Raw genomic sequence first — 25,969 nt, forward strand, 5'->3', positions numbered from 1 at the left:
ACGCTCCCCCTCTCAGCCGCCACCCCGGCGAAGGCCGGGGTCCAGGTGGAGAACGACGATAACGCGGAGTAGGACTGCGTTACCATGACCTTTCCAACTGGACCCCGGCCTTCGCCGGGGTGGTAGTTCTGGCAAAACGTACCGCCGCAAACTGTTTCCCCGCGGAGGCGGGGATCCAGGGTTACGGGGAGTGGCGTTCATTCTCCTGGACCCCCGCCTCCGCGGGGGAACAGCGCCCCCTCAAACCGCCGGCAACTGATCCAGCAGCTTGTCGAGCGTGATCGGGAACTCGCGCACCCGGATCCCCGTGGCGTTATACACCGCGTTCGCCACCGCAGCGCCTGCACCCGAGATCCCCAGCTCGCCGATCCCCTTGGCGTGGATCGGGTTCGCATGGATGTCGCGCTCGTCGACGAAATGCACGTCCATCTGCGGCACGTCCGCATTGGCCGGCACGTGATATTCGCCGAGATCGTGGTTCACCAGCTTGCCGGTCCGCGTGTCGTGGATTAGGTCCTCGGTCAGCGCGGTGCCGATCCCGAAGGTCATCCCGCCCAGGCACTGCGACCGCGCGGTCTTCGCGTTGAGCACACGCCCCGCCGCGAACGACCCCAGCATCCGACGCACGCGCGTCTCGCCGGTGATCACGTTGACCGCGACCTCCGCGAAATGCGCGCCGAACCCGGCCTGCGACGTCTCCTTCTCCTGCTTGCCCGGCTTGATATGCCCGGTCGCCTCGAGACCCTTGCCGACCAGCTCGCCGATCGGCGTCGAGCGGTTGTCGCCGATCGCATTGCCGTCCTTCAGAGTCAGCCCGTCCTCGGAGACGTCCATCGCCTTGGCGAGCTTGCCGCGCAGCATCTCGCAGGCGAGATAGACCGCGGTGCCAGACGAGGCCGCGCCCCACGACCCGCCCGAACCCGCTGCGGGGGGATCGTTGGTGTCACCCAGCGACATCGTGATGTTGGCGACCGGGATGCCCAGGATCTCCGACGCGATCTGCGCGAGGATCGTGTAGCTGCCCGTACCGATATCGGTCATCGCCGAAGACACGGTGGCCGAGCCGTCGGGATGGATCTCGACCTTGGCGGACGATTCCATCATCATGTTGCCGCGCACGGCGGACGATACGCCCATGCCGATCAGCCACTCGCCTTCGCGCCGCGTGCCGGCCTTCTGGCGCTTGTCCCACCCGAACTTCGCCGCACCCTCGTCGAGCGCGCGAGTCAAGTTGCGCGACGAATAGGGGACGTCCTTCTCGGGATCGATTTTCGGATCGTTGCGCTTGCGCAGCTCGATCGGATCCATGTCGAGCTTTTCCGCGAGTTCGTCCATCGCACCCTCGAGCGCCAGCATCCCGACGGCTTCGCCCGGCGCGCGCATCGAGCCCGACAGGACGAGGTTCACATCGACGAGATCATGCGTGATCAGCCGGTTCTCGCCGCCGTACAACAGATGCGTGCCGATCCCGGCGGGCTCGAAATAATCCTCGGTCGACTGGTTCGATGCGAGCGTCTCGTGCCCGATCGCGGTCAGCTTGCCCTCGGCATTCGCCGCGAGCCGCACGCGCTGCTCGGTATTCGAGCGCCGCACGGTCGCCTCGAACACCTGCGGACGCGACATCACGGCCTTGACCGGACGGCCAAGCTGCTTGGCCGCGATCGCCGCCGCGACGCTCTCGGGTGCGATGCCGAGCTTCGACCCGAACCCGCCGCCGATATAGCGTGCAACGATCCGCACCTTCTTTGCCGACAGCCCGAGCGACTTTGCCAGCTGCTGCGCATCCGATGTCGGCATCTGATAGGCGCCGTACAGCGTCAGCGAGCCATCCTCTCCCCACACCGCGGTCGAGGCATGCGGCTCCATCGCCGCCGAATTCTGGCTTGGCGTGACATAGGTCGAGTCAACCGTCACCGCTGCATCGGCCATCGCCGTGTCGACATCGCCCTGCTTGAAATGCGCAGGCGCAGCGTCGTCCGGCGGGATCCGCGTCTCGTCGCGGTGCGCGGCGAAGTCATACTGGCCCTCGGCCTCGTCATAGACGATCGGCAGGCGGGCCGCCGCATCGCGCGCGACCTCGAAGCTCTCGGCGAGCACGATCGCGACGATCTGGCCGAAGAATGCGATGTCCTTGACGCCCTGAGTCGGCGCATCGGTCGCGCCGCCCTGTGCGGACACGCGGATGAACTGGTCGAAGTCGGTGACGACGTCGAGCACCCCGGGGATGCTCTTCACGGCGTCTACGTCGATCGAGACGATCTTGCCCGCCGAGATCTTCGTGCCGACGAGCACGCCATAGGCCATGTCGTCGAATTGGTATTCGGCCGCATAGGTCGCGGTGCCCGTGACCTTGAGCGGACCGTCGATCCGGTCGAGCGGCTTGCCGATGACGCCCTGGACGCCGGTATCCAGAAGACTGTCCGGATGCGGCTTGTCCATCGTCAGGCTGTTGGTGGTTCCAAAACCGAACATGCTTATGCTCCCGTTACGGTGCGCAGCGTCGCGATCAGCGTGCGACGGGCGAGGGGGATCTTGAAGTCGTTCGAGCCATAGCCCTTGGCATCGGCGAGCAGCGCCGTGGCCGCAGCCTCGAACGCCTCGTCCGACGGCGCCTTGCCGACCAACGCGGCCTCGACCGCCGGATTGCGCCACGGCATCGGCCCGAGCCCGCCGAACGCGAGCGAGGCGGACGCGATCACGCCGTCCTGCACGTCGACCACGGCCGCCACCGACACGAGTGCGAACGCATAGGACGCACGATCGCGCACCTTGCGATATTCCTGCTTGCCCTTTGGCGGCGCGGGAAGCTCGATATGCGTGATCAGCTCACCCGCTTCGAGCGCATTCTCGATCTGCGGCGTATCGCCCGGCAAGCGATAGAACTCATGGATCGATATACGACGCCGATCGCCATCCGCCTTCAGCGTCACGATCGTCGCGTCGAGCGCGCGCATCGCCACCGCCATGTCGCTCGGATGCGTCGCGATGCAATGCTCGCTGGTCCCGAGGATCGCGAGGATGCGATTGAACCCGCCGATCGCCGAACAGCCGCTGCCCGGCTCGCGCTTGTTGCACGCGGCTGCGGTGTCATAGAAATAATAGCAGCGCGTCCGCTGGAGCAGATTGCCCCCGGTCGACGCCTTGTTGCGCAACTGCCCCGAGGCGCCCGCGAGCAACGCGCGGCTCAGCACCTCATACTTGGCGACGACGCGGCGGTCGGCGGCGAGATCGCTGTTCGGCACCAGCGCACCGATCGTCAGCCCGCCATCCTCGCGCTCCTCGATCTTCGCGAGATCGAGGCGGCTGATGTCGACGAGCTTATCAGGCGTCTCGACCTGCAGCTTCATCAAATCGAGCAGGTTGGTACCGCCCGCGATAAACTTTGCGCCGGTGGTGCCAGCATCCTGCGCCGCAGCCTCGGGGGTCGCGGGCTTTTCGTAGGTGAAGGTCTTCATGCTACCAGCTCCCCGCGCGCATTGGCGTCCATCGCGGCGTCCTTCTCGTCCGCGGACCGGCCCTTGGGCGCGGTGTCGCCGACTTCGCGGATCGCATCGACGATGTTCGGATAGGCGGCGCAACGGCAGAGGTTGCCGCTCATCCGTTCCGAGATCTCGGCATCGTCGAACTTCGGATCGGTCAGGTCGCCCGATGCGTGGCTTGCCCAGCCCTTCTTGACCTCGTCGAGCATGCCGACTGCCGAGCAGATCTGCCCCGGCGTGCAATAGCCGCACTGATAGCCGTCATGCCGCACGAACGCGTCCTGCAACGGGTGCAGGTTGCCCGGTTGGCCGATGCCCTCGATCGTCGTGATCTCGTCGTCCTGGTGCATGACGGCGAGCGTCAGGCAGGAATTGACGCGACGCCCGTTGATCAGGACGGTGCACGCCCCGCACTGGCCATGGTCACAACCCTTTTTCGAGCCCGTCAGCCCGAGATGTTCGCGACATAGATCAAGCACCGACGTACGAATATCGGGCTCTGCGTCATATGATTGACCATTGATCGTGAAATGCATGGGAGGACCCCTGGTTTAGCGCTGGGAATTTTGGAAATACGAGGACTGAACGCCGATGCGACCAATGGTTTCCTATTGCGACTGGCTCTCACGCCTTGGTACGCTGGCGTTCATTGCCGCGAGCGGGCAAGCTGCTGCCATGGCCCCGGACTCGCACCCCTTATCGCCCCCGATCGTTATCGCGCACCGTGGCGCGAGCGGGTTGCGACCCGAGCACACGCTGGCCGCCTATTCGCTCGCGATCGACCAGGGGGCGGACTTTATCGAGCCCGATCTGGTCCCAACCAAGGACGACGTGCTGGTCGCGCGGCACGAGAACAACATTGCGGATACTACCAACGTTGCCGATCATCCCGAGTTCGCAGCCCGCAAAACCACCAAGACGATCGACGGCCAGGCTATGACCGGCTGGTTCGTCGAGGATTTCACGCTCGCCGAGCTGAAGACGCTCCGCGCGAAGGAGCGCCTGCCGAAACTTCGCCCGGCCAACACCGCCTATGACGGCCAGTTCGAGATCCCGACGCTCGCCGAGATCATCGCGCTCGCCAAGCGTCGCTCGAAGGAGACGGGCCGGACGATCGGCATTTATCCCGAGACCAAGCACCCGACCTATTTCGCGAGCATCGGCCACCCGACGGACGCTAAGCTCGTCGCCGAACTGCGCGAGGCAGGCTGGGATTCGGCTAAGGCACCGGTCTTCATCCAGTCGTTCGAGGTGAAGAACCTCCAGCGGCTTCATATGATGACCAAGATCCGGCTGATCCAGCTGATGGACGGGCAGGGCGGCCCCGCCGATCGCGCGCAGCCGAGCTACAAGGCGATGATCACGCCCGACGGCCTTAAGGCGGTCGCGGCCTATGCCTATGGGATCGGCCCGGGCAAGGAGATGCTCTGGTCCGGCGCGTCACCGACGACGCTGGTCGCCGACGCGCATGCGGCGGGGCTGCGCGTGCATCCCTGGACCTACCGCGCCGAAAACTATTTCGAACCCGAACGCTTCCGCCGCGGCGCGGACCCGGCGGCACATGGCGATATCGCGGGTGAGATCGACGCCGGGCTTGCCCAAGGTATCGACGGTTTCTTCACCGACTTTCCGCTATACGGTGCCCAGGCGCGCGACAGGGTGCGCACAGGAGTGAAGTAAATGCGTAAAGTCCTTCCCGTGCTGGCCGTCCTGCCGTTCCTCGTCAGCGGCTGCATCAGCACCGCCACCTCGATCGTGAAGGCGCCGTTCCAGGTCGCCGGCAAGGCGGTCGACTGGACGACGACCAGCCAGGAAGAATCGGACCGCAACTACGGCCGCAAGATGCGCAAGCAGGAGGCCGAGGAGGGCAAGCAGCGCAAGGAACTCGCCAAGCGCTGCAAGAAGGATCCGCAGCGCTCGGAATGCGGCCAGTATCAGGGCTATCGCGCGGGGAACTGAGCTCCTTTCATACCACCAAGCTGCCGCCCCCCCGGCGAAGGCCGGGGCCCAGTTGGGAAACAGAGGGTAACGTCGCACCGCCCTTCGTCAGCAACGTCCCCCAACTGGACCCCGGCCTCCGCCGGGGTTGCGACCCAGGATATGGTGCCCTTCACGTCCTTGTTCTCTTGCGAAGGCGGGAGCCCAGTCTGGACTCCCGCCTTCGCGGGAGAACAGTCTTCAGAACCACCCCATCACCGTAACCGGAAACGGCGTCCAAGCCCCGACCCGTACCCCGGCAAACCGAAGCGCATCCCCCGTCCAGCTGTTGCACGTCCGAACCGCATCATACCGGCCGTTAGCGTCATAAAACGCGTCATATCCCGCATATCCCCGATACCGCGCACCCCCGTCGCGAAAGCTCGCGCGGATATACGCCGCCAGCCGCCGATACTGCGCCGGCGTCACCACGATCTTTCGAGCGCCGTCGCCCGCCCGCGGCACCGGCAGATGCTCGACATGCATCAACGTCCGCGTGCTCCCGGTCGCTGCCGCCAGCACCGTCCGCAGCTTCACGTCGGCCCAGGTCGGCGTCTCGAGGTAGAACGTCTTCTCGCCCCACCCGAACGCCACATGATCATACCCCGCAAACCGCGGATCGCGCAGGTCCTCCGCGCGCGCCACGCCGCGCCAGTCGACCCCGGCCGCGACCTTCGGCACGATGATCCCGGTATGCACCCCGTTGCTTTCGACGAAGATGCGGATCCCGTGCGCAGGCGGCGCCCAGTCACGATTGCTCGGGATAGCGCCTCCCACCAGACCCGCGACGGCATAGCTCGCGACCAGCGCCAACACCGCCGCGATACCCCCTAAAATCAGCCTGATCGCGCGCATTTCCGTCTTCATTCCGTCATGCTAGACGATGCGCATGGCAGAAGAAACGCACGTGCTGAGCACGCCGCCCGAAGGCGCTCCCGACTGGACGATCCCGCAAAACTGGTCGGCCTATACCGCGGAGGATCACGCGACCTGGGACACGCTGTTCGCGCGCCAGTCGAAACTGCTCCCCGGGCGCGCGTCGAACGCGTGGCTGCGCGGGCTCGACGTGCTCAAGCTCTCGAAACCCGGCATCCCCGATTTCGAGGAACTCTCCGAACGCCTGACGAAGCTCACCGGCTGGTCGGTCGTCGCAGTGCCGGGCCTCGTCCCCGACGACGTGTTCTTCGACCACATGGCCAATCGCCGCTTCGTCGCGGGCAATTTCATCCGCCGCCCCGACCAGCTCGATTACCTGCAGGAGCCCGACGTCTTCCACGACGTGTTCGGTCACGTCCCGATGCTCGCCGACCCGGTCTTCGCCGACTACCTCGCCGCGTATGGCCGCGGCGGCCAGCGCGCGCTCGGGCTCGACGCGCTGAAATATCTCGGGCGGCTCTATTGGTACACGGTCGAGTTCGGCCTGATCGCCGAACCCGAGGGCCTGCGCATCTACGGCTCGGGGATCGTCTCCAGCTATGCGGAGACGCGGTTCGCGCTCGACGATCCAAGCCCCAACCGCATTGCGCTCGACCTCGCGCGCGTGATGCGGACCGAATACCGGATCGACGATTTCCAGCAGAACTACTTCGTCATCCCCAGCTTCGACGAGCTGTTGCGACTGACGGTCGAAACCGACTTCGCACCGTTGTACGAGGAACTGAAGGCATTGCCGGATATCCCCGTCGCGCAGATCGAGCCGGGCGATGTCGTGCTGACCGAGGGCACACAGGACTATGCGAACGCGAAGCTCGCGACGCTCAGTGCATAGTACCACCACTCCGGCGCGATCCTACCACCCCGGCATGATGCCACCACCCCGGCGAAGGCCGGGGCCCAATTGGGCGAACCTCTGAAATAGAGTCGCACCACCATCCCAATTGGGCCCCGGCCTCCGCCGGGGTGGCGTCAGAGGTGAGGCGAGGGCGGTCTCTACCGGGCCGGCCAGCTCAGATATCCAGCGCCCACCCATCGCGCCCCTTGGGATCGAACGGCCCGCTAGGCACAAACCGCACCGCCCCCGCCTTCAACCGAAGCACACTCCAATCCCCCCGCCGGTCGACCGCCTCAAGCGAGCACCCGCACGCCTCATACGCCGCGACCACGCCGCCGCGCTGCGTCTCCAGCAACCCCGCCAGCACGATCGTCGCCCCCGCATCGGCGATCGAAGCGATCTCGGGCGCCATCGACACCAGCGGCCCGGCCAGGATATTCGCGATCACCAGATCATACGGCGCCGTCGCCACGATCGCGTCGTCGAGCGTCCCATCCGCCACGACCAATTCGATCCCGGAAACCCCGTTCAGATCCGCATTCTCGCGCGTGACGTCGATCGAGACCGGATCGATATCCGTCCCCATCACCGCCGCCTCGGGCCACAGATGCGCCGCCGCGAACGCGAGCAGCCCGGTCCCCGTGCCGATATCGATCACGTTCGCAAAGTCGGCGTCCGCCATCCCGTCGAGCATCGCCAGACACCCGCTGGTCGTCTCGTGATGCCCCGTCCCGAACGCGCGGCTCGCCTCGATCAGGAACGCGCGCGTGTCCGCCGGCACCGCGCCCGCATGCGCGCCGGTATGCACGAAGAACCGCCCGACCGACAAAGGCTCGAGCCCCGCCTGGCTCATCGTCACCCAATCGGCATCGCCCAACCGCTCGACCGCGATCTCGGCCCCCGCCGCGCTCGGCACCAGCGCACGCACCGCCGCGACCGTATCGGCCGCCGGCTCATGCTCGAAATACGCATCGAGCCGCCACGATTCGACGTCGTCCTCGATCTCCTCGGTCGTCATCAACACGGCGTCGCCCGGGATCGCGTTACCGAGGTCGTCGCTCGCATCGATCGCCTCCGCCTCCGCCCGCGTGCAGGGCAGAGTCAGCTTCCAGCTATCGGACATAGCTCGCTCCATTCACGTCGATCACCGATCCCGTCATCGAGGCCGGAGCCTCCAGTGCAAGGAACTTGGCCGCCGCCGCCACCTCTTCGGGCGCCGCGACCCGCCCCAGCGGAATATCCGCCAGCAACGCATCGCCCCCGCGGCTCGACAGATAATCGTCCGCCATCCCGGTCATCGTGAACCCGGGACACACCGCGTACGCCAGGATCCCCTCGCGGGCATAGCCACGGGCAATGGTCTTGGTCATCGCCACCATCCCCGCCTTCGACGCGGCATAATGCCAGTGCGCCGGCGAATCGCCACGATAGGCGGCGCGGCTGGCGATGTTGACGATCCGGCCTCCGACATTGCGCGATTGCCAGTGCAGCACGGCCAGCCGGCAAAGCTCGGCGGATGCGGTCAGGTTGATCCGCATCGTCCGCTCCCACTGCGCGGTCCAGTCGTCGTCACCGAGCGGACTGGCCTCGAACACCCCCGCATTGTTGATCAGCACGTCGATCGCACCGTCCGCTTGCTCCAGCGCAGCGTTCCACAATGCCGTGGGCCCTGCCGGATCTGCGAAGTCGGCGGGGATGCCGCTTGCGGTCCCGTGCCCGATGACGGAGGCGCCCGCGTCGGTCAGCGCCAGATGGATCGCCGCGCCGATGCCGCGGCTGGAGCCGGTGAGTAATATGGTCATGCGCCGCCCTTAGCGTCCGGTTTCGTGTTGCGTCACCCCATGCCGACGCCCGCAGCCTAGCTGAACGATACGCGGATCGTCATTCGGGCGCGCGTTGCAGCTTGCCGACACGCTGGATCTGCGAAACGGTGCCGTCCTCGCTGATAGCGACGCCTTCGCTGCGCGGATCGGCCGCGCCCACCCATTTGCCGCCGACGCGTTCGATCGCGTTCGCCTTCAGGCCGAGTGCCGCGACCTGCACGGTTTCGCCGAGCGCCTGCAACGCCGGGACCATCGCCTCGCGCTCGGTGCCCTTCTCGACCGCGGCGACATGGCCGGGGGCGTAGATCAGGCCGAGCGCGATCGAGTCCTGCGCCGACAATTTCCAGTCGACCACGCCGATGATCGCCTTGGCCACCTGCGCGATGATCGTCGAGCCGCCCGCCGCGCCGACCGCTAGGCGGACCTTGCCGTCCGGGCCATAGACGATCGTCGGCGACATCGAGCTGCGCGGCCGCTTGCCGCCCTCGACCCGGTTGGCGACGAGCGCGCCGTTCTTCTCGGGGACGATGTCGAAATCGGTGAGCTGGTTGTTGAGCACGGTCCCGTCGACGGTGATCCCCGAACCGAAATACCCCTCGACGGTAGTCGTCACCTCGACGACGTTGCCGCGCGCATCGGAGACCGCGAGGTCGGTGGTGCCGGGAACTTCGCTGACCGGCGCGCGGACGCGGGCAGGGGCGCCGGGGGGCGTGCCGGGCGCGACGCTCGCCATCGTCGTCGTGGGCGAGATCAGCGCGGAGCGCGACGCGAGATAGCCTTGAGAAAGCATGCCCGTCACCGGCACGCGGACGAAATCGGGATCGCCGACGTACAGGTCACGATCGGCGTAAGCGAGCCGCGAGGATTCGGCGAACAGGTGCCACGCCTGTGCGCTGTCCTTGCCGAGCTTGCCCATGTCGAAGCGTTCGAGCTGCTTGAGGATCATCAGAACGGTAATGCCGCCCGACGAGGGCGGGCCCATCCCGCAGACGCGGTACACGCGATATTTTATGCAGACGGGCGGGCGGTTCTTGGCGTCGTAGCTGGCGAGGTCGCCCAGAGTCATCTTCGACGGGTTGCGCGCGGCAGTGTTGACCGCGGTGACGATCTTCTGCGCCTGCGGACCGACATAGAAGCTGTCGGGGCCCTGGGTCGCGATCCGCTGGAGAAGAGCGGCCTGCGCGGGGTTCTTGATCGTCGCGCCGGTCGCGATCGGCGAGCCATCAGGCGCGGAGAAGAGTTTGCGCGTTTCGGGCGTGATGTGGTCGCCATAGGCCGACATGCCGTTGACGAGGCGCGGCGAGGCCTGGAAGCCGTTGGTCGCAAGGCGGATCGCGGGGGCGAACAACTGCGCCCAGGGGAGCTTGCCCGACGCGCGGTGCGCGAGCGCCATGCCGCGCAGCGCGCCGGGTATGCCGACGCTGCGGCCGCCGGGGACCGCGTCGGTATGGCTCAGCGGCGTGCCGTCGGGGGCGTAGAACCAGCGCGCGTCGGCGGCGGCTGGCGCGGTCTCGCGCGCGTCGATCGTGCTGAGCGCACCGCTGGCCGCGTGGCTGACCCAGAAGCTGCCGCCGCCGATCCCCGAGCTTTGCGGTTCGACGACGTTGAGCGCGAGCATCGTCGCGATCGCCGCATCTGTGGCGCTGCCGCCTGCACGCAGGATCTCGACGCCGGCCGCCGCCGCGCGCGGGTCGGCAGCGCTGACCATGCCTTGGTCCTTCGCCGGGGCGGGGGTGGGTTTGCGCGCCTCGGTGGCGGCGGGGACGAGAAGGGTGAGCGCTAGGAGAGAAGTCTTCATCGCGCGCGAACCTAGCGCGGTTCGAATAGGAGGCAAGGCGTCGTCGTACATTCCCCCGTCATCCTGGGCTCGACCCAGGATCCAGAGCCACACAGGGCGGCCTGCGCGGCTCTGGATCCCAGCTTTCGCTGGGATGACGGAAGGGGGTGTCAGCGCGCGTCGACCCCTACTGCGTCGCCAACGCTCGCGAACCCGTCGCGCGTCAGCAGCGCGTCCAGTTCGCGCAGCATCCGCGCCGGCAGGCCCGGACCCTCATAGACCAAAGCGGTATAAAACTGGACGAGGCTCGCCCCCGCACGGATCCGGGCATAGGCCTCCGCACCGCTGCCGATGCCGCCGACCGAGATCAGCGGGATCGCCGCGCCGGTCGCCTTGCGGAAGTCGGCCAGGCGCTGGCGGGCCAGCGGCGCGAGCGGCGCGCCGGACAGCCCGCCGGTTTCCTTCGCATTCCCCGAGCGCAACCCGGGGCGGGTGATCGTCGTGTTGTTGACGATCAGCGCGTCGATGCGGTTGTCGATCGCGGCGCGCGCGATGTCGTCGATGTCCGCGGGCTCGAGGTCGGGCGCGACCTTCAGGAAGATCGGCGTGGTGCCCTTCGCACCTGTACAGGCAGCAAGCAGGTCGCGCAGCGCCGCGCCGTGCTGCAGATCGCGCAGGCCTGGCGTGTTGGGGGAGCTGATGTTGATCGTGATATAATCGGCGTGCGGCGCGGCGCGGGTGACGCCGTGGACGTAATCCGCGGTGCGATCGCTTGCGTCCTTGTTCGCGCCGACGTTGATGCCGAGCACGCCCTTGCCGCGCGTATAGGCTTTCGCCCGGACGAGCGCCGCATCGAGGCCGCCATTGTTGAAACCGAGCCGGTTGATGACCGCGCGGTCTTCGGGAAGGCGGAAGATGCGCGGCTTGGGGTTGCCAGGCTGGGGCAGGGGCGTGAGCGTGCCGATCTCGACGCTGCCGAGGCCCAGCCCGAAGAACCCGTCGATCGCACGCCCGTCCTTGTCGACGCCCGCCGCGAGCCCCACCGGATTGGGAAACGCGATCCCCGCCACGGTGGTCGCAAGCCGGGGAACGCTGGGGGCGAGCGGGGTGCCCGCCTTGCCCCATGCGGCGAGCGCGGCAATCGTCAGGCCATGCGCGCGTTCGGCGTCGAGGCGGAAGAGAAGCGGGTGGTAGAAGGCCATGCGCGCTCTTCGCACCGGTTCGCGCTCAGGTCAAAAGCGCGCGAAAATCCCGCCCCAGTTGCGAGTCGTTAGCACGCGCCGACGGGTTGACGATGACTTCCGCAGAGCCCATTTGCGCAATCGGATCATATCGGTCCGATTGGACTCACAAGCCACCATGCGTCTTTCCAGCCTAGCCGACTATGCGGTCGTGATGATGAGCGCCGCGGCGCGTCATTGTGGCGGCATCGCGCGGCTGAACGCGACGTTGCTGAGCGAGGAGACCGGCGTGCCGCTGCCGACCGTGCAGAAGTTGGTGAGCCGGTTGTCCGCCGCGGGGCTGATCGAGAGCACGCGCGGCACCGGCGGCGGATTCCGCCTGTCGCGCCCGCCGGCGTCGATCTCGCTCGCCGACATCATCGAGGCGGTAGAGGGTCCGATCGCGCTGACCGCGTGCGTCGACGGCGCGGCACAGGATTGCTGCATCGACCAGACGTGCAAGGTGAAGCCGCACTGGAACGCGGTGAACGGCGCTGTCCGTGGTGCGCTCGCTGGCGTGACGCTGGCAAGCCTTTCGCAAGTCCCGAATTCGCCGGTGCCCGCATGACGCGCGCAGCGCCTTACCCCTTTCTCCGCGATCTCTGCGCCTCCGCGCGCAAAATTTCTTGTTCGCGCAGAGGCGCAGAGATCGCAGAGTTTTTAGAGAGCCGCGCCGCGGCGGAGATGGAATGATGGCTACCCGGAACGCAGAGGCATACGCCGCCGCGAACAAGACGTACGAGTGGGGTTTCTCCTCGGACATCGAACAGGAATTCGCGCCCAAGGGCCTGTCGGAAGACACGGTGCGCTTCATTTCCGCCAAGAAGGGCGAGCCGCAGTGGATGCTCGACTGGCGGCTGAAGGCGTTCGCCTTGTGGCAGACGATGGAAGCGCCCGACTGGTCGAAGCTCAACGTGCCCCCGATCGATTACCAGGACGCCTATTACTACGCGGAGCCCAAGGCGAAGCCGAAGCTTGGCTCGCTTGACGAGGTCGATCCCGAGATCCTGCGCGTCTACGAAAAGCTGGGCATCCCGATCGGCGAGCAGAAGATGCTCGCGGGCGTGGTCGAGGATCCGCTCAACGAGGACGGCACGCCGAAGCGCCGCGTCGCGGTCGATGCGGTGTTCGACAGCGTCTCGGTCGCGACGACGTTCCGCAAGGAGCTCGAGGCAGCAGGCGTGATCTTCCGCTCGATCTCCGAGGCGATCAAGGAATATCCCGATCTCGTGCGCAAATGGCTCGGCAAGGTCGTGCCGCAGCGTGACAATTACTTCGCGACGCTGAACTCGGCGGTCTTCTCCGATGGCACGTTCGTCTACATCCCCGAGGGCGTCCGCTGCCCGATGGAGCTGTCGACCTACTTCCGGATCAACGCCGAGAATACCGGCCAGTTCGAGCGGACGCTGATCGTCGCGGACAAGGGCAGTTACGTCTCGTATCTCGAAGGCTGCACCGCGCCGATGCGCGACGAGAACCAGCTGCACGCGGCGGTCGTCGAACTCGTCGTGCTCGACGATGCCGAGATCAAATATTCGACCGTGCAGAACTGGTATCCGGGCGACGAGAACGGCGTCGGCGGGATTTACAATTTCGTCACCAAGCGCGCGTTGTGCCAAGGCAAGAACTCGAAGGTCAGCTGGACGCAGGTCGAGACCGGCAGCGCGATCACGTGGAAATATCCGTCGTGCGTGCTGGCGGGCGATGGCTCGGTCGGCGAATTCTATTCGGTGGCGGTGACGAACAATCGCCAGCAGGCCGATACCGGCACGAAGATGATCCATCTCGGCAAGAACACGCGCTCGACGATCGTGTCGAAGGGCATTTCGGCAGGGCGCTCGGACAACACCTATCGCGGGCTGGTGCGCGTCGCGCCGACCGCGGAGGGCGTGCGCAACTTTACGCAGTGCGATAGCCTGCTGCTCGGCGACCAGTGCGGCGCGCATACCGTGCCGTATATCGAGGTCCGCAACCCCTCCGCGCAGATTGAGCACGAGGCGACGACGTCGAAAATCTCCGAGGACCAGCTGTTCTACGCGATGTCGCGCGGGCTGGATGCGGAGGCTGCGGTCGCGCTGATCGTCAACGGCTTCGCGCGCGAGGTGTTGCAGCAGCTGCCGATGGAGTTCGCGGTGGAAGCGCAGAAGCTGCTGGGGATTTCGCTGGAAGGCTCAGTGGGGTGAGCCTCGCCGTGATCCCCGCACATGCGGGAATGACAGGGCACGGCCGGCGCATCGCGCGCTTCGGAATTTAGAGATTTGGAATTGGGCAGAATTCGATGCTGAAAATTGAAAACCTTCACGCCGAGATCGACGGCAAGGAAATCCTCAAGGGCCTTTCGCTCACCGCGAACGCGGGCGAGGTGCACGCGATCATGGGGCCGAACGGCGCGGGCAAGTCGACTTTGGGCTATGTGCTCGGCGGGCGGCCTGGTTACGAGGTCACGTCGGGTTCGGTGACGTTCGACGGCGTCGACCTGCTCGAGCTCGAGGCGCATGAGCGCGCCGCGGCGGGCGTGTTTCTCGGCTTCCAGTATCCGGTCGAGATCCCCGGCGTGTCGAACGTCCAGTTCCTGCGCGAGGCCTTGAACGCCCAGCGCGCGACGCGCGACGAGAAGGCCTTGTCCGGCGGCGAGTTCCTGAAGCTCGCGCGCGCGCAGGCGGATCTGCTCGGCATGGACTATGACATGCTCAAGCGGCCGGTGAATGTCGGCTTTTCGGGCGGCGAGAAGAAGCGCAACGAGATGGTGCAGATGGGCATCGTCAACCCGAAGTTCGCGATCCTAGACGAGACGGACTCGGGCCTCGACATCGACGCGCTGCGCGTCGTCGGCGACGGCATCAACCGCATCATGCGCGCGCCCGACAAGGCGGTGCTGCTGATCACGCATTACCAGCGGCTGCTCGATTATGTCGAGCCCGACTTCGTCCACGTCCTCGCCGACGGGCGGATCGTCCGGTCGGGCGGCAAGGAACTCGCGCAGCAGCTCGAGAGCGAAGGCTATGTGGGGATCGCCGCGTGACGATGCTGCTCGACCTTCCCTCCACGCGCGAGGAATCGTGGCGCTGGGGTGATCCGGCGGCGATTGCCGCGGCGGCGGGATTGCCGCGCGGCGAGGCGCTGGCGGGCGCGTGGTTCCTCGATCTGGAGGGCGCGCGCGCGGTGTTCGTCGATGGCGTGCTCGACGAGGGGCGCAGCGATCTGCGGCATGTCGCGATCGCGCCGCTCGAGGGTGGCGAGCATGTGCTCGGCCGTCGCACGACCGGCAATGGCTGGTCGCTGCGCGTCGACGCGAATGCGTCGGCCGAGCTGATCCAGATCGTTCATATCTCGACCGGTGGCGACAACCAGCTGCCCGCCGAGATCGTGCTGGCGGGCGGTGCGCAGGCGTCGGTCGTCGAGACCTATGTCGGCACCGGCTGGTCGAACCGGTCGACGAGGATCACGCTGGGCGCGGGCGCGAAGCTGACACGCGCGGTGCGGTTGCTGCAGGCGAGCGGGTTCGTGTCGTTGCGCGACGAGGCGGAAGTCGGCGCGGGGGCGAGCCTGATCGTGACGGTGCTCGGCGCGGGCGATGCGGGCACGCGGATCGACGGCGCGATCACCGTCTCGGGCGACGATGCCTTTGCCGAATATGGCGGCGCGCTGCTGACGCGAAATGCACAGAAGCAGGAATGCGCGCTGTCGGTACGGCATGCCGCGCTGAACGGGCAGAGCAAGCAGATCTGGCGCGCGGTCGCCGCGGATACGTCGACGGCGAGCCTGGCGGCGCGTGTCGAGGTGGCGCGCGATGCGCAGAAGACCGACGGCGTGCAGTCGTTGCGCGGGCTGCTGCTCAAGCGCACCGCGACGGTCAATCTGAAGCCCGAGCTCGAGATCTTCGCGGACGACGTGAAGTGCGCGCACGGCGCGACGGTCGGCGAGCTCGACCAGCGCGCGCTGTTCTACATGCAGAGCCGCGGCATTCCGCATGCCAAGGCGCAGGCGCTTCTCACGCGCGCCTTCGTGGGTGATGCGTTCGCGCAGATCGCGGACGAGACGGTGCGCGACGCGTTCGTCGCGGACGCGGATGCGTGGCTGGAGGCGGCACTGTCTGCTCCCCTTCCGCTTGCGGGAGGGGCCGGGGGAGGGGCTTCATCATGAGTACCGCCCTCGATCAAGCCCTCCCCCGACCCCTCCCGCAGGCGGGGGGGGAGGCCCCGGACCGCGTGTCGGACTTCCCCGCGATCCCCGAGGGCTGGGCGTATCTCGATACCGCCGCCACCGCGCAGAAGCCGCAGGTCGTGGTCGACGCGATCACGCGCGCGTATGGCGAGACCTATGCCACCGTGCACCGCGGTGTGTACCAGCGCTCGGCCGACATGACGGTCGCCTATGAACAGGCGCGCAAGGCCGTCGCGCGGTTCATCGGCGCGGGCTCGCCCGACGAGATCGTGTTCGTGCGCGGCGCAACCGAGGCGATCAATCTGGTCGCGACGTGCTGGGCGGGGACGCAGCTGAAGGCGGGCGACCGTATCCTGCTGTCGATGCTCGAACATCATTCGAACATCGTGCCGTGGCAGATGATCGCGGAGGCACGCGGCGTCGCGATCGATGTGCTCCCGCTGACGCCGGACCATTGCATCGATCTCGACGCGATGGAGCGGATGATCACGCCCGCGCATAAGCTGGTCGCGCTCGGGCATGTGTCGAACGTGCTCGGCTCGGTGCTCGACGCGAAGCGCGCGACGGGAATCGCGCATGCGGTCGGGGCGAAAATCTTGATCGACGGGTGCCAGTCGGTCCCGCGCATCACGGTCGACGTGACGGCGATCGGCTGCGATTTCTACGTCTTCTCCGGGCACAAGCTGTACGGCCCGACCGGGATCGGCGTGCTGTGGGCGAAACCCGAGTTGCTCGACGCGATGCCCCCCTATCAGGGTGGCGGGTCGATGATCGACAGGGTGTCGTTCGCGAAGACGACCTACGCGCCGGCGCCCGGCCGGTTCGAGGCGGGGACGCCGCATATCGTCGGCGCGCTCGGGCTGCATGCCGCGATCGACTATGTCGAGAGTATCGGCTTGGGCGCGATCCATGCGCACGAGACCGCGCTGGTGACCGCGGCGCGCGAGGCGCTGTCGGGGATCAATTCGGTGCGGCTGTATGGCCCGGCGGACTCGGCGGGGATCGTCTCCTTCACGATCGAGGGGGTTCATCCGCACGACATCGGCACCATATTGGACGAAGAGCGCGTCGCGATCCGGGCCGGCCATCACTGCGCACAGCCGCTGATGGAGGCGCTCGGCGTCGAGGCGACGGCACGCGCGAGCTTCGGGGTCTATAACGGGCCGGCCGACGTCGATGCGCTGGTGCGCGGTATCGCGCGAGTAACGAGGATATTTGGATGAGCGATCGGTTCGAGATCGAGGAAGTCGAGGCGGTGCAGTCGCCGCCCAAGGCGCGTGTCGTGCTGGACACCGACGGCGATGCGGAGCGCAAGCGCGACTATCTCGCCGGGTTCCTGGCGCAGAAGCCGCAGGTCGATCTGGCGGGCGAGCCGGGTGGCGCGGTCTATGATGCGATCATCGATGCGCTGAAGGATATCTATGATCCCGAGATCCCGGTGAACATCTACGACCTGGGGCTGATCTACGGCGTCGAGGTGACCGAGGACGGGCATGCGGTCGTCACGATGACGCTGACCACGCCCAATTGCCCGGTGGCGGAGTCGATGCCGATGGAAGTCGAGATGCGCGTCGGTGCGGTGCCCGGCGTCGGCGTCGCCGAGGTGAACCTGGTCTGGGATCCTGCATGGGATCCGCAGAAAATGTCTGACGAGGCGAAGCTCGAATTGGGCATGCTGTAAGCCATTCCCCTCCCGCCTGCGGGAGGGGCTAGGGGAGGGGAGAGCGGAGCGTTGCCGTTCAAGCCCTCCCCGACCCCTCCCGCAAGCGGGAGGGGAGCAGAAGGAAGGACGACGATCATGGCGACGACATTACGAGTACGGCCGGCGGCGCTGAACCTGACCGGGACGGCGCATGCGCGGATCGCGGACCTGATGGCGCGGGCGCCCGCGGATGCGATCGGGGTGAAGCTGTCGACGCCCAAGCGTGGCTGTTCGGGCCTCGCCTATTCGGTCGATTACGTCACCGAGGCCAAGCCGTTCGACGAGCGGATCGACACGCCCGGCGGCACGCTGTTCGTCGATGGCGGGTCGATCCTGTATCTGATCGGCTCGACGATGGACTGGGTCGAGGACGATTTCACCGCAGGCTTCGTGTTCCAGAACCCCAACGCCAAGGGCGCCTGCGGGTGCGGCGAGAGCTTTACCGTCTGAATCCCAATGTGAACTAATATGTGTCCCCGCGAAGGCGGGGACTCAAACTGGGCTCCCGCCTGCGCGGGAGAACAAGGATCGGGTCGAGACGGGGCAACGCCGAACGACCGCCCGCCTTGCTTGCCCATCCCGTCCTGTGCCACTCCCCCCGCGAAAAGAGGGGATATAATTTGGCCAGTCTGTTTCGCCGAAAAATCGTCACCGAGCAGCCGCCCGAGCATCAGCTCGCGCGGACGCTGTCGTGGCCGCATCTGGTCGCGATGGGCGTCGGCGGGATCGTCGGCACCGGCATCCTCACGCTGATCGGCGTGGGGGCAGGGCTCGCCGGCCCCGCGGTCATCCTGTCGTTCGTCATCGCCGGCGGGATCTGTGCCTGCGCCGCGCTCGCCTATGCCGAGATGGCGACGATGATCCCCGCGTCGGGCAGCGCGTATACCTACAGCTATGTCGTGCTCGGCGAGCTGATCGCCTGGGTCATTGGCTGGTCGCTGATCCTCGAATATTCGCTCGTCGTGTCAACCGTCGCGGTCGGCTGGTCGGGCTATGCCGCGCCGTTGCTGCGCGGCGCGTTCGGGTTTCCCGAGGCGCTGACGCTCAGCCCCGAACTCGGTGGCATCCTCAACGTCCCCGCGATTGTCATCATCGCGGTCGTCGCGGGCGTGCTGTCGTTCGGCACGCGCGAGAGCGCGACGCTGAACGCGGTGCTGGTGGGCGTGAAGATGATCGCGCTGACCGTCTTCGTGTTCATCGCGTTGCACTATTTCAACAGCGCCAACCTCCACCCGTTCATGCCCTACGGCTTCCCCAAGGCGGTCCAGCCCGACGGTGCCGAGCGCGGCGTCATGGCGGCGGCGGCGATCATCTTCTTCGCCTTCTACGGCTTCGACGCGATCTCGACCGCGGCGGAGGAGACCAAGAACCCCGGCCGCGACCTCGCGATCGGCATCCTGGGATCGATGGTGGCGTGCATCGCGATCTACATCCTCGTCGCGGTCGCCGCCGTTGGCGCGCTGTCCTACACCCGGTTCGCCGGCTCGGCCGAGCCGCTCGCGTTGATCCTGCGCGAGATTGGGCGGCCGGGGTTCGCGACGTTCCTTGGCGCCTCCGCGGTCGTCGCGTTGCCGACCGTGCTGCTCGCGTTCCTGTTCGGGCAGAGCCGGATCTTCTTCACGATGGCGCGCGACGGCTTGCTGCCACTTGGCCTCGCCAAGGTGTCGAAGCGCGGCGCGCCGGTGCGGATTACCTGGATCACCGCGGCAATTGTCGCGGTGATCGCAGGGCTCCTGCCGCTCGCCGAGATCGCCGCGCTGGCCAACGCCGGGACGCTCGCCGCGTTCGTCGCGGTATGCGCCTGCATGCTGGTGATGCGCCGCCGTGCGCCCGATGCGATCCGCACCTTCCGTGCGCCGGCCGCGACGCTGGTCGGGACGATCGGCATCCTCGGCTGCTTGTACCTGTTCTTCAGTCTGCCCTCGAAGACGCAGCTGTATTTCGGCCTGTGGAACCTGCTCGGGCTGGTGATCTACTTCGTCTACGCGCGGCCACGGGCGCTCGCCGAATGACCGGCTGGACGATCGGGATCATCGGTGGCTCGGGGCTGTACGCGGTCGACGGGATCGAGGACGGGCGCTGGCAGACAGTCGAGACCCCCTGGGGCGCGCCATCGGACGCGATCTACACAGGCCGCGTCGGGCATGTCGGCGTGGCATTCCTGCCGCGGCATGGACGCGGGCACAGGATCGCGCCCTCCGACCTCAACGCCCGCGCGAACATCGATGCGCTCAAGCGGCTCGGCGTCACCGACGTGCTGGCGGTGTCGTCGGTCGGCTCGCTGGTCGAGCAACGCCCGCCCGGCAGCTTCACGATCGTCGACCAGTTCATTGACCGCACCAAGGGGCGCCCGTCGAGCTTCTTCGGCACCGGTCTGGTTGCGCACGTCTCGATGGCGGATCCGGTCTGTCCGCGCCTGTCGCGTTACGCCGCCGACGCCGCGCGCGAGGCCGGCGCGCAGGTCGACGACCGCGGCACCTATCTGGCGATGGAGGGCCCGCAATTCTCGACGCGCGCGGAGAGCCTGCTCTACCGCCAATGGGGCTGCGACGTGATCGGCATGACCGCGATGCCCGAGGCGAAACTCGCGCGCGAGGCGGAGCTTCCCTACGCGCTGGTCGGCATGGTCACGGATTATGATTGCTGGCGCGAAGGCGAGGACGGAGTCGACGTCGCGCAGGTCCTCGTGCAGCTGGACGCTAATGCGGCCAAGGCACGTGCGATGGTCATGGCGTTGTTGCGTGGGTTGCCAGAGACACGCGCTGGCTCGCCGATTGACACCTGCCTGGACAGCGCAATCATAACCGCGCGCGGCGCGCGCGATCCCGAGCTGGTCGCCAAGCTCGATGCCGTCGCCGGTCGGGCGCTTTCGAAACTGTAGAAGGAATATATCCGGTCCGGGGCCGGGGTGCGTGCACCGAAGCTGGCACCGGCAATCGCGCAATGCGATCTCGAACCGACGTGGAACGGTAGGCCCGCCTCAGCAGGCCCACCCGCGCGTCACTTCTTCTTGTTCTTGCGCGCCGCGTATTTCGCGTCGCGAATCGCCTTCTTCTCGGCGTCGGTCAGCTCGACCTTGGCTTCGGCTTCGCGCTTCTTCGCAGCAGCGGCTTCGGCCTCGGCCTTTTTGGCGGCCTTGGCCGCGTCCTCGGCAGCCCGCTTGGCGGCGCGCTTCTCGCGCTCGGCCAGTTCCTTGGCTTCGCGCGCGGCGAGACGCTCGGCGACGACGGCTTCGTCGATCGGCGGCTTGGCGCGCAGCGCTTCGAGCGCCTTCTGCTTGGCGGCGGCTGCGCTGCTCGTGCGGTCCTGGAAACTGGGGTCCTTGAAAGAGGCCATTGTCGTCGAATAATCCCGTAATGATGGTTTGGCCGCGCGGTCGCAGGGATGCGTCGCCGGTCATTCTGGCAGCGCCTGTAAATCATCGCGCGCCGGATCGGAAGAGATGTGTTCGCGCACGCCGATTTCAACCCGTAGGGAAAGGCGGGTGTCACCGATACGTCACATCCCAGTCACGCAAGCGTCATCGAAATCGCATCGTAGCGTCACGCATCCCGCATAGTCGCCTAATCGAGGTCGGCAGGGGGGAGCCTGAGTCGATCCATCAGATAACGATCCGACCGGGAGTCTCTTGAATGACCATCGTCAAGCGCATGAGCTTTATCCTGCTGGCCAGCACCGCCTGCGTCGCGCTGTCGGCATGCGACGGCGCGGACAGCGTCGGCTCGCCGGGTGAAGGCGTGATCGTCGTTCCCGCTACGCCGACGCCGAGCCCGACTCCGTCGCCGACGCCCACGCCGACCGCTGGCACGCCCGCCACGTCGTGCCCGACCGGCACCACCGATGTCGGCATCATCGGCAACTACCGCTCGTGCCGCCTGCCCTCGGCGATCACCTCGGCGCTCAGCCTGCCGAAGGTCGCAGGCGTCGCCTATGAGATCAACGGCCGGGTCGATGTTGGTGTCGATGTCGGCGGCGCGGGCAGCGCGCTCGGCGGTATCCCGACGACGCTGACGATCGCCGCGGGCTCGCTGATCTATGCGAACACGACGAATTCGGACAACGACTTCATGGTCGTCAACCGCGGGTCGAAGCTGATCGCGGAAGGCACCGAGACCCAGCCGATCATCTTCACCGCGCAGGCCAACCTGACCGGCGGCGTGAACGATGAATCGCAGGGCCTGTGGGGCGGCATCATCCTGGCCGGTCGCGCGCCGATCTCGAACTGCAACACGACCGTCGCCGGCGGTTCGGCCGCCTGCGAGAACGTCGTCGAGGGCACCAGCACCGCACTGTACGGCGGCGCCGTGCCGACCGACAGCAGCGGCACCGTCCGCTACGTCCAGATCCGCTATTCGGGTACCGTCATCAGCCCGAACAACGAGCTGCAGGGCCTGACGCTGGGCGGCACCGGATCGGCGACCGTGCTCGACCATATCCAGATCCACAACAGCTCGGACGACGGCATCGAGATCTTCGGCGGCCGCAGCAACCTGCGCTATCTCGCGATCACCGGCGCGGATGATGACGGGCTGGATACCGATGTCGGCTGGCAGGGCTTCGTCCAGTTCGTGCTCGCGATCCAGAAACCGACCAACACGACCGGCGACAATTATTCGACCGAGATCGATTCGAACAACAACGAGGATGCGCTGCCGCGTCAGCGCTACAATCTGGCGAACTTCACCTTCGTCCAGACCTCGACCGCGACCAACGCGGCGATCCGCCTGCGCGGTGGTGCCGATGCGGTGTTCGTCAACGGCATCGTCAGCAATCCGGGCGGCGCGTGCCTCAACGTGATCGCCGGTGCCGATGCCGGCGGCAAGACCACGATCCGTCCTGCCAATGCCGCGCTCGAGGATAACGGCCCGCCGGTGTTCAACTCGGTCGTGTTCAGCTGCACCACGCCCTATGCCGAGACCGCGGTCAACGGCATCACGGTGACGACCGCCGAGCAGCAGGCGCTGTTCCGCGCCGGCAGCAACAACACCGAGGCGGCGGCTGCCGGATCGGTCTTGACCGGCACGTTCCTGCCCGCCGGCGTGGCCTCGACGACGACCGCGTTCAATGCCTCGACGCTCAACCCGTCGGGCACCGCGTTCCTGGTGAACACCAGCTATGTCGGCGCGGTCAACGGCAGCACCGACACCTGGTATCGCGGTTGGACGTGCAATTCGAACCGCGCGAGCTTCGGCACGACCAGCAGCGCCTGCACGGCGCTCCCGACCAGCTGATTTCAGCACGTCGGACACTGCGCGGGGGGCGGGGGCCCTCCGCGCAGTCTTCCTTACCAGAATTCCTCTTGTTGCCGGGGCATCCATGAAGTCATCCGTTCTCGTCTCCGTCCTGCTTGGGACGACGACACTCGTCCCGGCGCAGGCCTTCGCGCAGTCTGCCCCGGCCGGCAGCGTGGTGTCGCCGCAAGCCGGCACGCCGCTCGAACAGCGTGCCGATCCGCAGGCCGCGCAGGAGCAGCAGCAGGAGCAGGTCGACGTCTCGACGCCCGGCGGCAACGCAGGGGGCGAGGACATCGTCGTGCTCGGCCGCAACGTGCCCAACGCGGTCCGTGCCACCGCAGAAGTCGTCAACGTCCTGTCGAGCGCCGACATCGCGCGCACCGGCGAGGGCGACATCGCCGGCGCGCTCCAGCGGGTCACCGGTCTGTCGGTGGTCGGCAACGGCTTCGTCTATGTCCGCGGTCTCGGCGATCGCTATTCGTCGTCGCTGCTCAACGGATCGCCGCTGCCCTCGCCCGAGCCGCTGCGTCGCGTCGTGCCGCTCGACATCTTCCCGACCAACGTCATCGCCTCCGCGCTGGTCCAGAAGAGCTATTCGGTGAACTATCCCGGCGAATTCGGCGGCGGCGTCATCAACCTGACGACCAAGGCCGTGCCCGAAAAGTCCTTTTTCCAGATCGGCGGTTCGCTCGGCGCGGACACCGTCACGACCAGCGAACTCGGCTATGTCTATGATGGCGGCAAGAACGACTGGGCAGGCTTCGACAGTGGCGAGCGCAAGGTGCCCGGCTTCATCAAGCAGGCAGGCAAGGCCGGCACGTCGCCGAGCTCGGCCGATCTGACGACGATGTCGAACGCGAAGACCACCTTGCTCCAGCGCAACAACCAGCTGCCCGCCAACTGGTCGGGCGAGGCGAGCTTCGGCACGTCGACCGATATCGGCAGCACCCGGCTCGGCGTGATCGCGGCCGGCGGGATCAGCAACACGTGGCGGACGCGCGACAACCGCCAGCAGCAGACCGACGACATTGACGGCGGCCTCACGAACGATTTCCGCACCGTCCTCACGGACAACCGCGCGGTCGTGAACGGCCTGCTCGGCTTCGGCGCGGAGTTCGGCGAGAACAAGATCCGCTGGACCAACCTGTATATCCACGACACCGTCAAGCAGGGCCGGCTGAGCGAGGGCAACACCGCAAACATCGGCATCCCGTCGCCTTACGACGTACCCGCGTTCATCACGCAGAACACCAGCTGGTTCGAACGCCAGTTGATCGACACGCAGCTGACGGGCGAGTTCAAGTTCGGCAACTTCGCGTTCGACACGCGCGGCAGCTATGCCAAGACCGAGCGCAACTCGCCGTACGAGCGCCAGTTCACCTACGAATACAGCCCGACCGTGAAGGACTATGTCAACAGCCTCGCAGGGCTCCAGAGCGCGTCGGTGGCGTTCAGCGAACTGAGCGAACAGCTCTGGTCGGGGCAGGCGAGCCTCACTTGGAACGTGCCGTTCGACCGGCCGTTCGCGCTGTCCGCGGGCTATGCGTATAACGACACGACCCGCGACTCGAGCCGCTACACCTTCCAATATGCCGGCGCGAACAATGCCGGGTTGTCGCTGGCGGTGTCGCAGCTGCGTCCCGATTACCTGCTGTCCGATTACACCGTGCAGACCAACGGCATCTATCTGCGCAACACCTCGTCGGACCAGGGTGCGGCGACCTATGATGCGGCGCTCAAGGTCCACGGCGTCTACGGCCAGCTCGAGGGCGAGATCCTCGACGGGCTGCGCGCGACCGTCGGCGTGCGGTACGAAACCGCGAAGGAGAGCGTGACCGCATCGGCGAACCGCGGCAGCACGCGTCTGAACAATGATTATTTCCTGCCCGCGGTGACGGTCACCTATAATTTCGCGGACGACATGCAGGCTCGGGTGCACTTCTCGAAGACGCTGGCCCGCCCGCAGTTCCGCGAACTCGCGCCGCAGCTGTACCAGGATTTCGACTCCGATCGCCTGTTCATCGGCAACGCGTTCCTGCAGGATTCGCAGCTGTATAACGCCGAAGCGCGCTACGAATGGTATTTCGCGCGCGACCAGAAGTTCAGCCTGGCCGGCTTCTACAAGCGGATCGAGAACCCGATCGAGGCGGTCGCGTTCTTCCCCGGCGGCGATCGCCTGCAGACCGGTTTCGCCAACGCGCCCGAAGCCAAGTTGTATGGCGGCGAGACCGAGTTCCAGAAATACGTCAATCTCGACGGGCTCGGCGGCGACTGGCTGGCGACGCGCCGGCTCGTGCTGATCGCGAACTACACCTACACGCACTCGGCGATCAAAGCCGACGACACGCTGATCGCCAGCCCGATCCAGTCGGGGGCGCAGGTCCAGACGCTGCCCGCCAACGTGCTGTTCCAGGACGGCGCGCCGCTGGTCGGCCAGTCGGATCACCTCGTCAATCTGCAGCTCGGGATCGAGGACAAGTCGAGCCTGTCGCAGCTGACGCTGTTGTTCAACTATGCCAGCAACCGCGTGACCAACCGCGGTCCGGTCGGCGGCGGCAGCGGCCTGCGCCTGCCCGACCTGATCGAGAAGCCCGGCATCCGCTTCGACGTCGTCGCCCGCCAGGGGATCGAGTTCGACGGCAAGCAGATCGAGGTTAAATTCGAGGGCCGCAACCTGACCGGTACCGGCTACCGCGAATATCAGTCGTTCGACAACGGGGCCCAGGTCGACATCAACCGCTACAAGCTGGGCCGCGTCTTCACGCTGGGCGCAAGCGTCCAGTTCTAAGGCGAGCTTGTACTGTTACACCACCCCGGGTTTG

At 66.7% G+C, this 25,969-nt stretch carries 23 protein-coding genes; 14 read left to right on the forward strand and 9 right to left on the reverse strand.

Annotation, left to right across the window (positions count from 1 at the left end):
* Nucleotides 1-240: 240 nt before the first annotated feature.
* From C8J26_RS07720 to C8J26_RS07730, 3 genes are read right to left on the reverse strand one after another with little or no spacing between them, the layout of a single operon-like run.
* Complete coding sequence (locus C8J26_RS07720; RefSeq protein ID WP_107957399.1) at nt 241-2,472, reverse strand: xanthine dehydrogenase family protein molybdopterin-binding subunit; 2,232 nt, start codon at nt 2,470-2,472, stop codon at nt 241-243.
* Nucleotides 2,473-2,474: 2 nt separating this feature from the next.
* Nucleotides 2,475-3,455: an FAD binding domain-containing protein gene (locus C8J26_RS07725; protein ID WP_107957400.1), complete on the reverse strand. Its 981-nt coding sequence runs from the start codon at nt 3,453-3,455 to the stop codon at nt 2,475-2,477.
* On the reverse strand, nt 3,452-4,015 hold the full coding sequence (locus C8J26_RS07730) for a 2Fe-2S iron-sulfur cluster-binding protein (RefSeq protein WP_082445319.1): 564 nt from the start codon (nt 4,013-4,015) through the stop codon (nt 3,452-3,454). Before C8J26_RS07730 ends, C8J26_RS07725 begins: the two co-directional genes overlap by 4 nt.
* Before the next feature lie 139 nt (nt 4,016-4,154).
* Here C8J26_RS07730 and C8J26_RS07735 point away from each other — a divergent pair, with 139 nt between their 5' ends.
* The gene (locus C8J26_RS07735; RefSeq protein WP_107957401.1) at nt 4,155-5,159 is read left to right on the forward strand and encodes a glycerophosphodiester phosphodiesterase; all 1,005 of its coding nucleotides are present in this window, start codon (nt 4,155-4,157) and stop codon (nt 5,157-5,159) included.
* Complete coding sequence (locus C8J26_RS07740; protein WP_107957402.1) at nt 5,160-5,438, forward strand: hypothetical protein; 279 nt, start codon at nt 5,160-5,162, stop codon at nt 5,436-5,438. It begins immediately after the preceding gene.
* A gap of 219 nt (nt 5,439-5,657) precedes the next feature.
* Here C8J26_RS07740 and C8J26_RS07745 read toward each other — a convergent pair whose 3' ends face one another.
* The gene (locus tag C8J26_RS07745; RefSeq protein ID WP_244185214.1) at nt 5,658-6,323 is read right to left on the reverse strand and encodes a TIGR02117 family protein; all 666 of its coding nucleotides are present in this window, start codon (nt 6,321-6,323) and stop codon (nt 5,658-5,660) included.
* 22 nt (nt 6,324-6,345) lie between these two features.
* Between C8J26_RS07745 and phhA the strand changes: the two genes are divergently transcribed.
* Nucleotides 6,346-7,224 carry a phenylalanine 4-monooxygenase gene (gene phhA, locus C8J26_RS07750; RefSeq protein ID WP_107957403.1) on the forward strand — a complete coding sequence of 293 codons (879 nt, stop codon included), beginning with the start codon at nt 6,346-6,348 and terminating at the stop codon, nt 7,222-7,224.
* Nucleotides 7,225-7,402: 178 nt separating this feature from the next.
* Here phhA and C8J26_RS07755 read toward each other — a convergent pair whose 3' ends face one another.
* The 4 genes from C8J26_RS07755 to C8J26_RS07770 all read right to left on the reverse strand — a co-directional run bounded on the left by C8J26_RS07755 (nt 7,403) and on the right by C8J26_RS07770 (nt 12,029).
* Nucleotides 7,403-8,350, reverse strand: coding sequence for a 50S ribosomal protein L11 methyltransferase (locus C8J26_RS07755; protein ID WP_107957404.1), 948 nt, complete (start codon nt 8,348-8,350; stop codon nt 7,403-7,405).
* Entirely contained in the window at nt 8,340-9,029 is a 690-nt protein-coding gene (locus tag C8J26_RS07760) for an SDR family NAD(P)-dependent oxidoreductase (RefSeq protein ID WP_107957405.1), read from the reverse strand. The genes C8J26_RS07755 and C8J26_RS07760 overlap by 11 nt, the downstream gene beginning before the upstream one ends.
* A gap of 79 nt (nt 9,030-9,108) precedes the next feature.
* Nucleotides 9,109-10,848, reverse strand: a complete 1,740-nt coding sequence (gene ggt, locus C8J26_RS07765; protein ID WP_208631343.1) for a gamma-glutamyltransferase — start codon at nt 10,846-10,848, stop codon at nt 9,109-9,111.
* Nucleotides 10,849-10,997: 149 nt separating this feature from the next.
* The gene (locus C8J26_RS07770) at nt 10,998-12,029 is read right to left on the reverse strand and encodes a quinone-dependent dihydroorotate dehydrogenase (protein WP_107957406.1); all 1,032 of its coding nucleotides are present in this window, start codon (nt 12,027-12,029) and stop codon (nt 10,998-11,000) included.
* Between the two features lie 157 nt (nt 12,030-12,186).
* Here C8J26_RS07770 and C8J26_RS07775 point away from each other — a divergent pair, with 157 nt between their 5' ends.
* The 9 genes from C8J26_RS07775 (at nt 12,187) to mtnP (ending at nt 20,794) form a co-directional block, all read left to right on the forward strand.
* A complete protein-coding gene (locus tag C8J26_RS07775) occupies nt 12,187-12,615 on the forward strand; it encodes an SUF system Fe-S cluster assembly regulator (protein WP_055878185.1) in 429 nt (142 codons plus the stop codon).
* A 124-nt stretch (nt 12,616-12,739) separates the two neighbouring features.
* A complete protein-coding gene (gene sufB, locus C8J26_RS07780) occupies nt 12,740-14,230 on the forward strand; it encodes a Fe-S cluster assembly protein SufB (protein ID WP_056020496.1) in 1,491 nt (496 codons plus the stop codon).
* Nucleotides 14,231-14,325: 95 nt separating this feature from the next.
* A complete protein-coding gene (gene sufC, locus C8J26_RS07785; protein ID WP_107957407.1) occupies nt 14,326-15,069 on the forward strand; it encodes a Fe-S cluster assembly ATPase SufC in 744 nt (247 codons plus the stop codon).
* 2 nt (nt 15,070-15,071) lie between these two features.
* Complete coding sequence (locus C8J26_RS07790) at nt 15,072-16,190, forward strand: SufD family Fe-S cluster assembly protein (RefSeq protein ID WP_107957408.1); 1,119 nt, start codon at nt 15,072-15,074, stop codon at nt 16,188-16,190.
* Complete coding sequence (locus C8J26_RS07795) at nt 16,187-17,434, forward strand: cysteine desulfurase (RefSeq protein ID WP_107957409.1); 1,248 nt, start codon at nt 16,187-16,189, stop codon at nt 17,432-17,434. The genes C8J26_RS07790 and C8J26_RS07795 overlap by 4 nt, the downstream gene beginning before the upstream one ends.
* Nucleotides 17,431-17,892, forward strand: coding sequence for an SUF system Fe-S cluster assembly protein (locus tag C8J26_RS07800; RefSeq protein ID WP_107957410.1), 462 nt, complete (start codon nt 17,431-17,433; stop codon nt 17,890-17,892). The genes C8J26_RS07795 and C8J26_RS07800 overlap by 4 nt, the downstream gene beginning before the upstream one ends.
* A 117-nt stretch (nt 17,893-18,009) precedes the next feature.
* Nucleotides 18,010-18,363, forward strand: a complete 354-nt coding sequence (locus tag C8J26_RS07805) for a HesB/IscA family protein (protein ID WP_107957411.1) — start codon at nt 18,010-18,012, stop codon at nt 18,361-18,363.
* A gap of 170 nt (nt 18,364-18,533) precedes the next feature.
* The gene (locus C8J26_RS07810; RefSeq protein ID WP_107957412.1) at nt 18,534-19,925 is read left to right on the forward strand and encodes an amino acid permease; all 1,392 of its coding nucleotides are present in this window, start codon (nt 18,534-18,536) and stop codon (nt 19,923-19,925) included.
* Nucleotides 19,922-20,794: an S-methyl-5'-thioadenosine phosphorylase gene (gene mtnP, locus C8J26_RS07815; protein WP_107957413.1), complete on the forward strand. Its 873-nt coding sequence runs from the start codon at nt 19,922-19,924 to the stop codon at nt 20,792-20,794. The genes C8J26_RS07810 and mtnP overlap by 4 nt, the downstream gene beginning before the upstream one ends.
* 119 nt (nt 20,795-20,913) lie before the next feature.
* Here mtnP and C8J26_RS07820 read toward each other — a convergent pair whose 3' ends face one another.
* Nucleotides 20,914-21,249, reverse strand: coding sequence for a DUF6481 family protein (locus tag C8J26_RS07820; RefSeq protein ID WP_055878170.1), 336 nt, complete (start codon nt 21,247-21,249; stop codon nt 20,914-20,916).
* A gap of 296 nt (nt 21,250-21,545) precedes the next feature.
* Between C8J26_RS07820 and C8J26_RS07825 the strand changes: the two genes are divergently transcribed.
* Nucleotides 21,546-23,144 (forward strand): hypothetical protein, encoded by a 1,599-nt coding sequence (locus C8J26_RS07825; RefSeq protein WP_107957414.1) that lies wholly within the window; start codon nt 21,546-21,548, stop codon nt 23,142-23,144.
* Between the two features lie 85 nt (nt 23,145-23,229).
* Complete coding sequence (locus tag C8J26_RS07830) at nt 23,230-25,935, forward strand: TonB-dependent receptor domain-containing protein (protein WP_107957415.1); 2,706 nt, start codon at nt 23,230-23,232, stop codon at nt 25,933-25,935.
* The last annotated feature ends 34 nt before the right edge of the window (nt 25,936-25,969 follow it).

It is taken from the genome of Sphingomonas aurantiaca (assembly GCF_003050705.1).
GTDB lineage: Bacteria > Pseudomonadota > Alphaproteobacteria > Sphingomonadales > Sphingomonadaceae > Sphingomonas > Sphingomonas aurantiaca.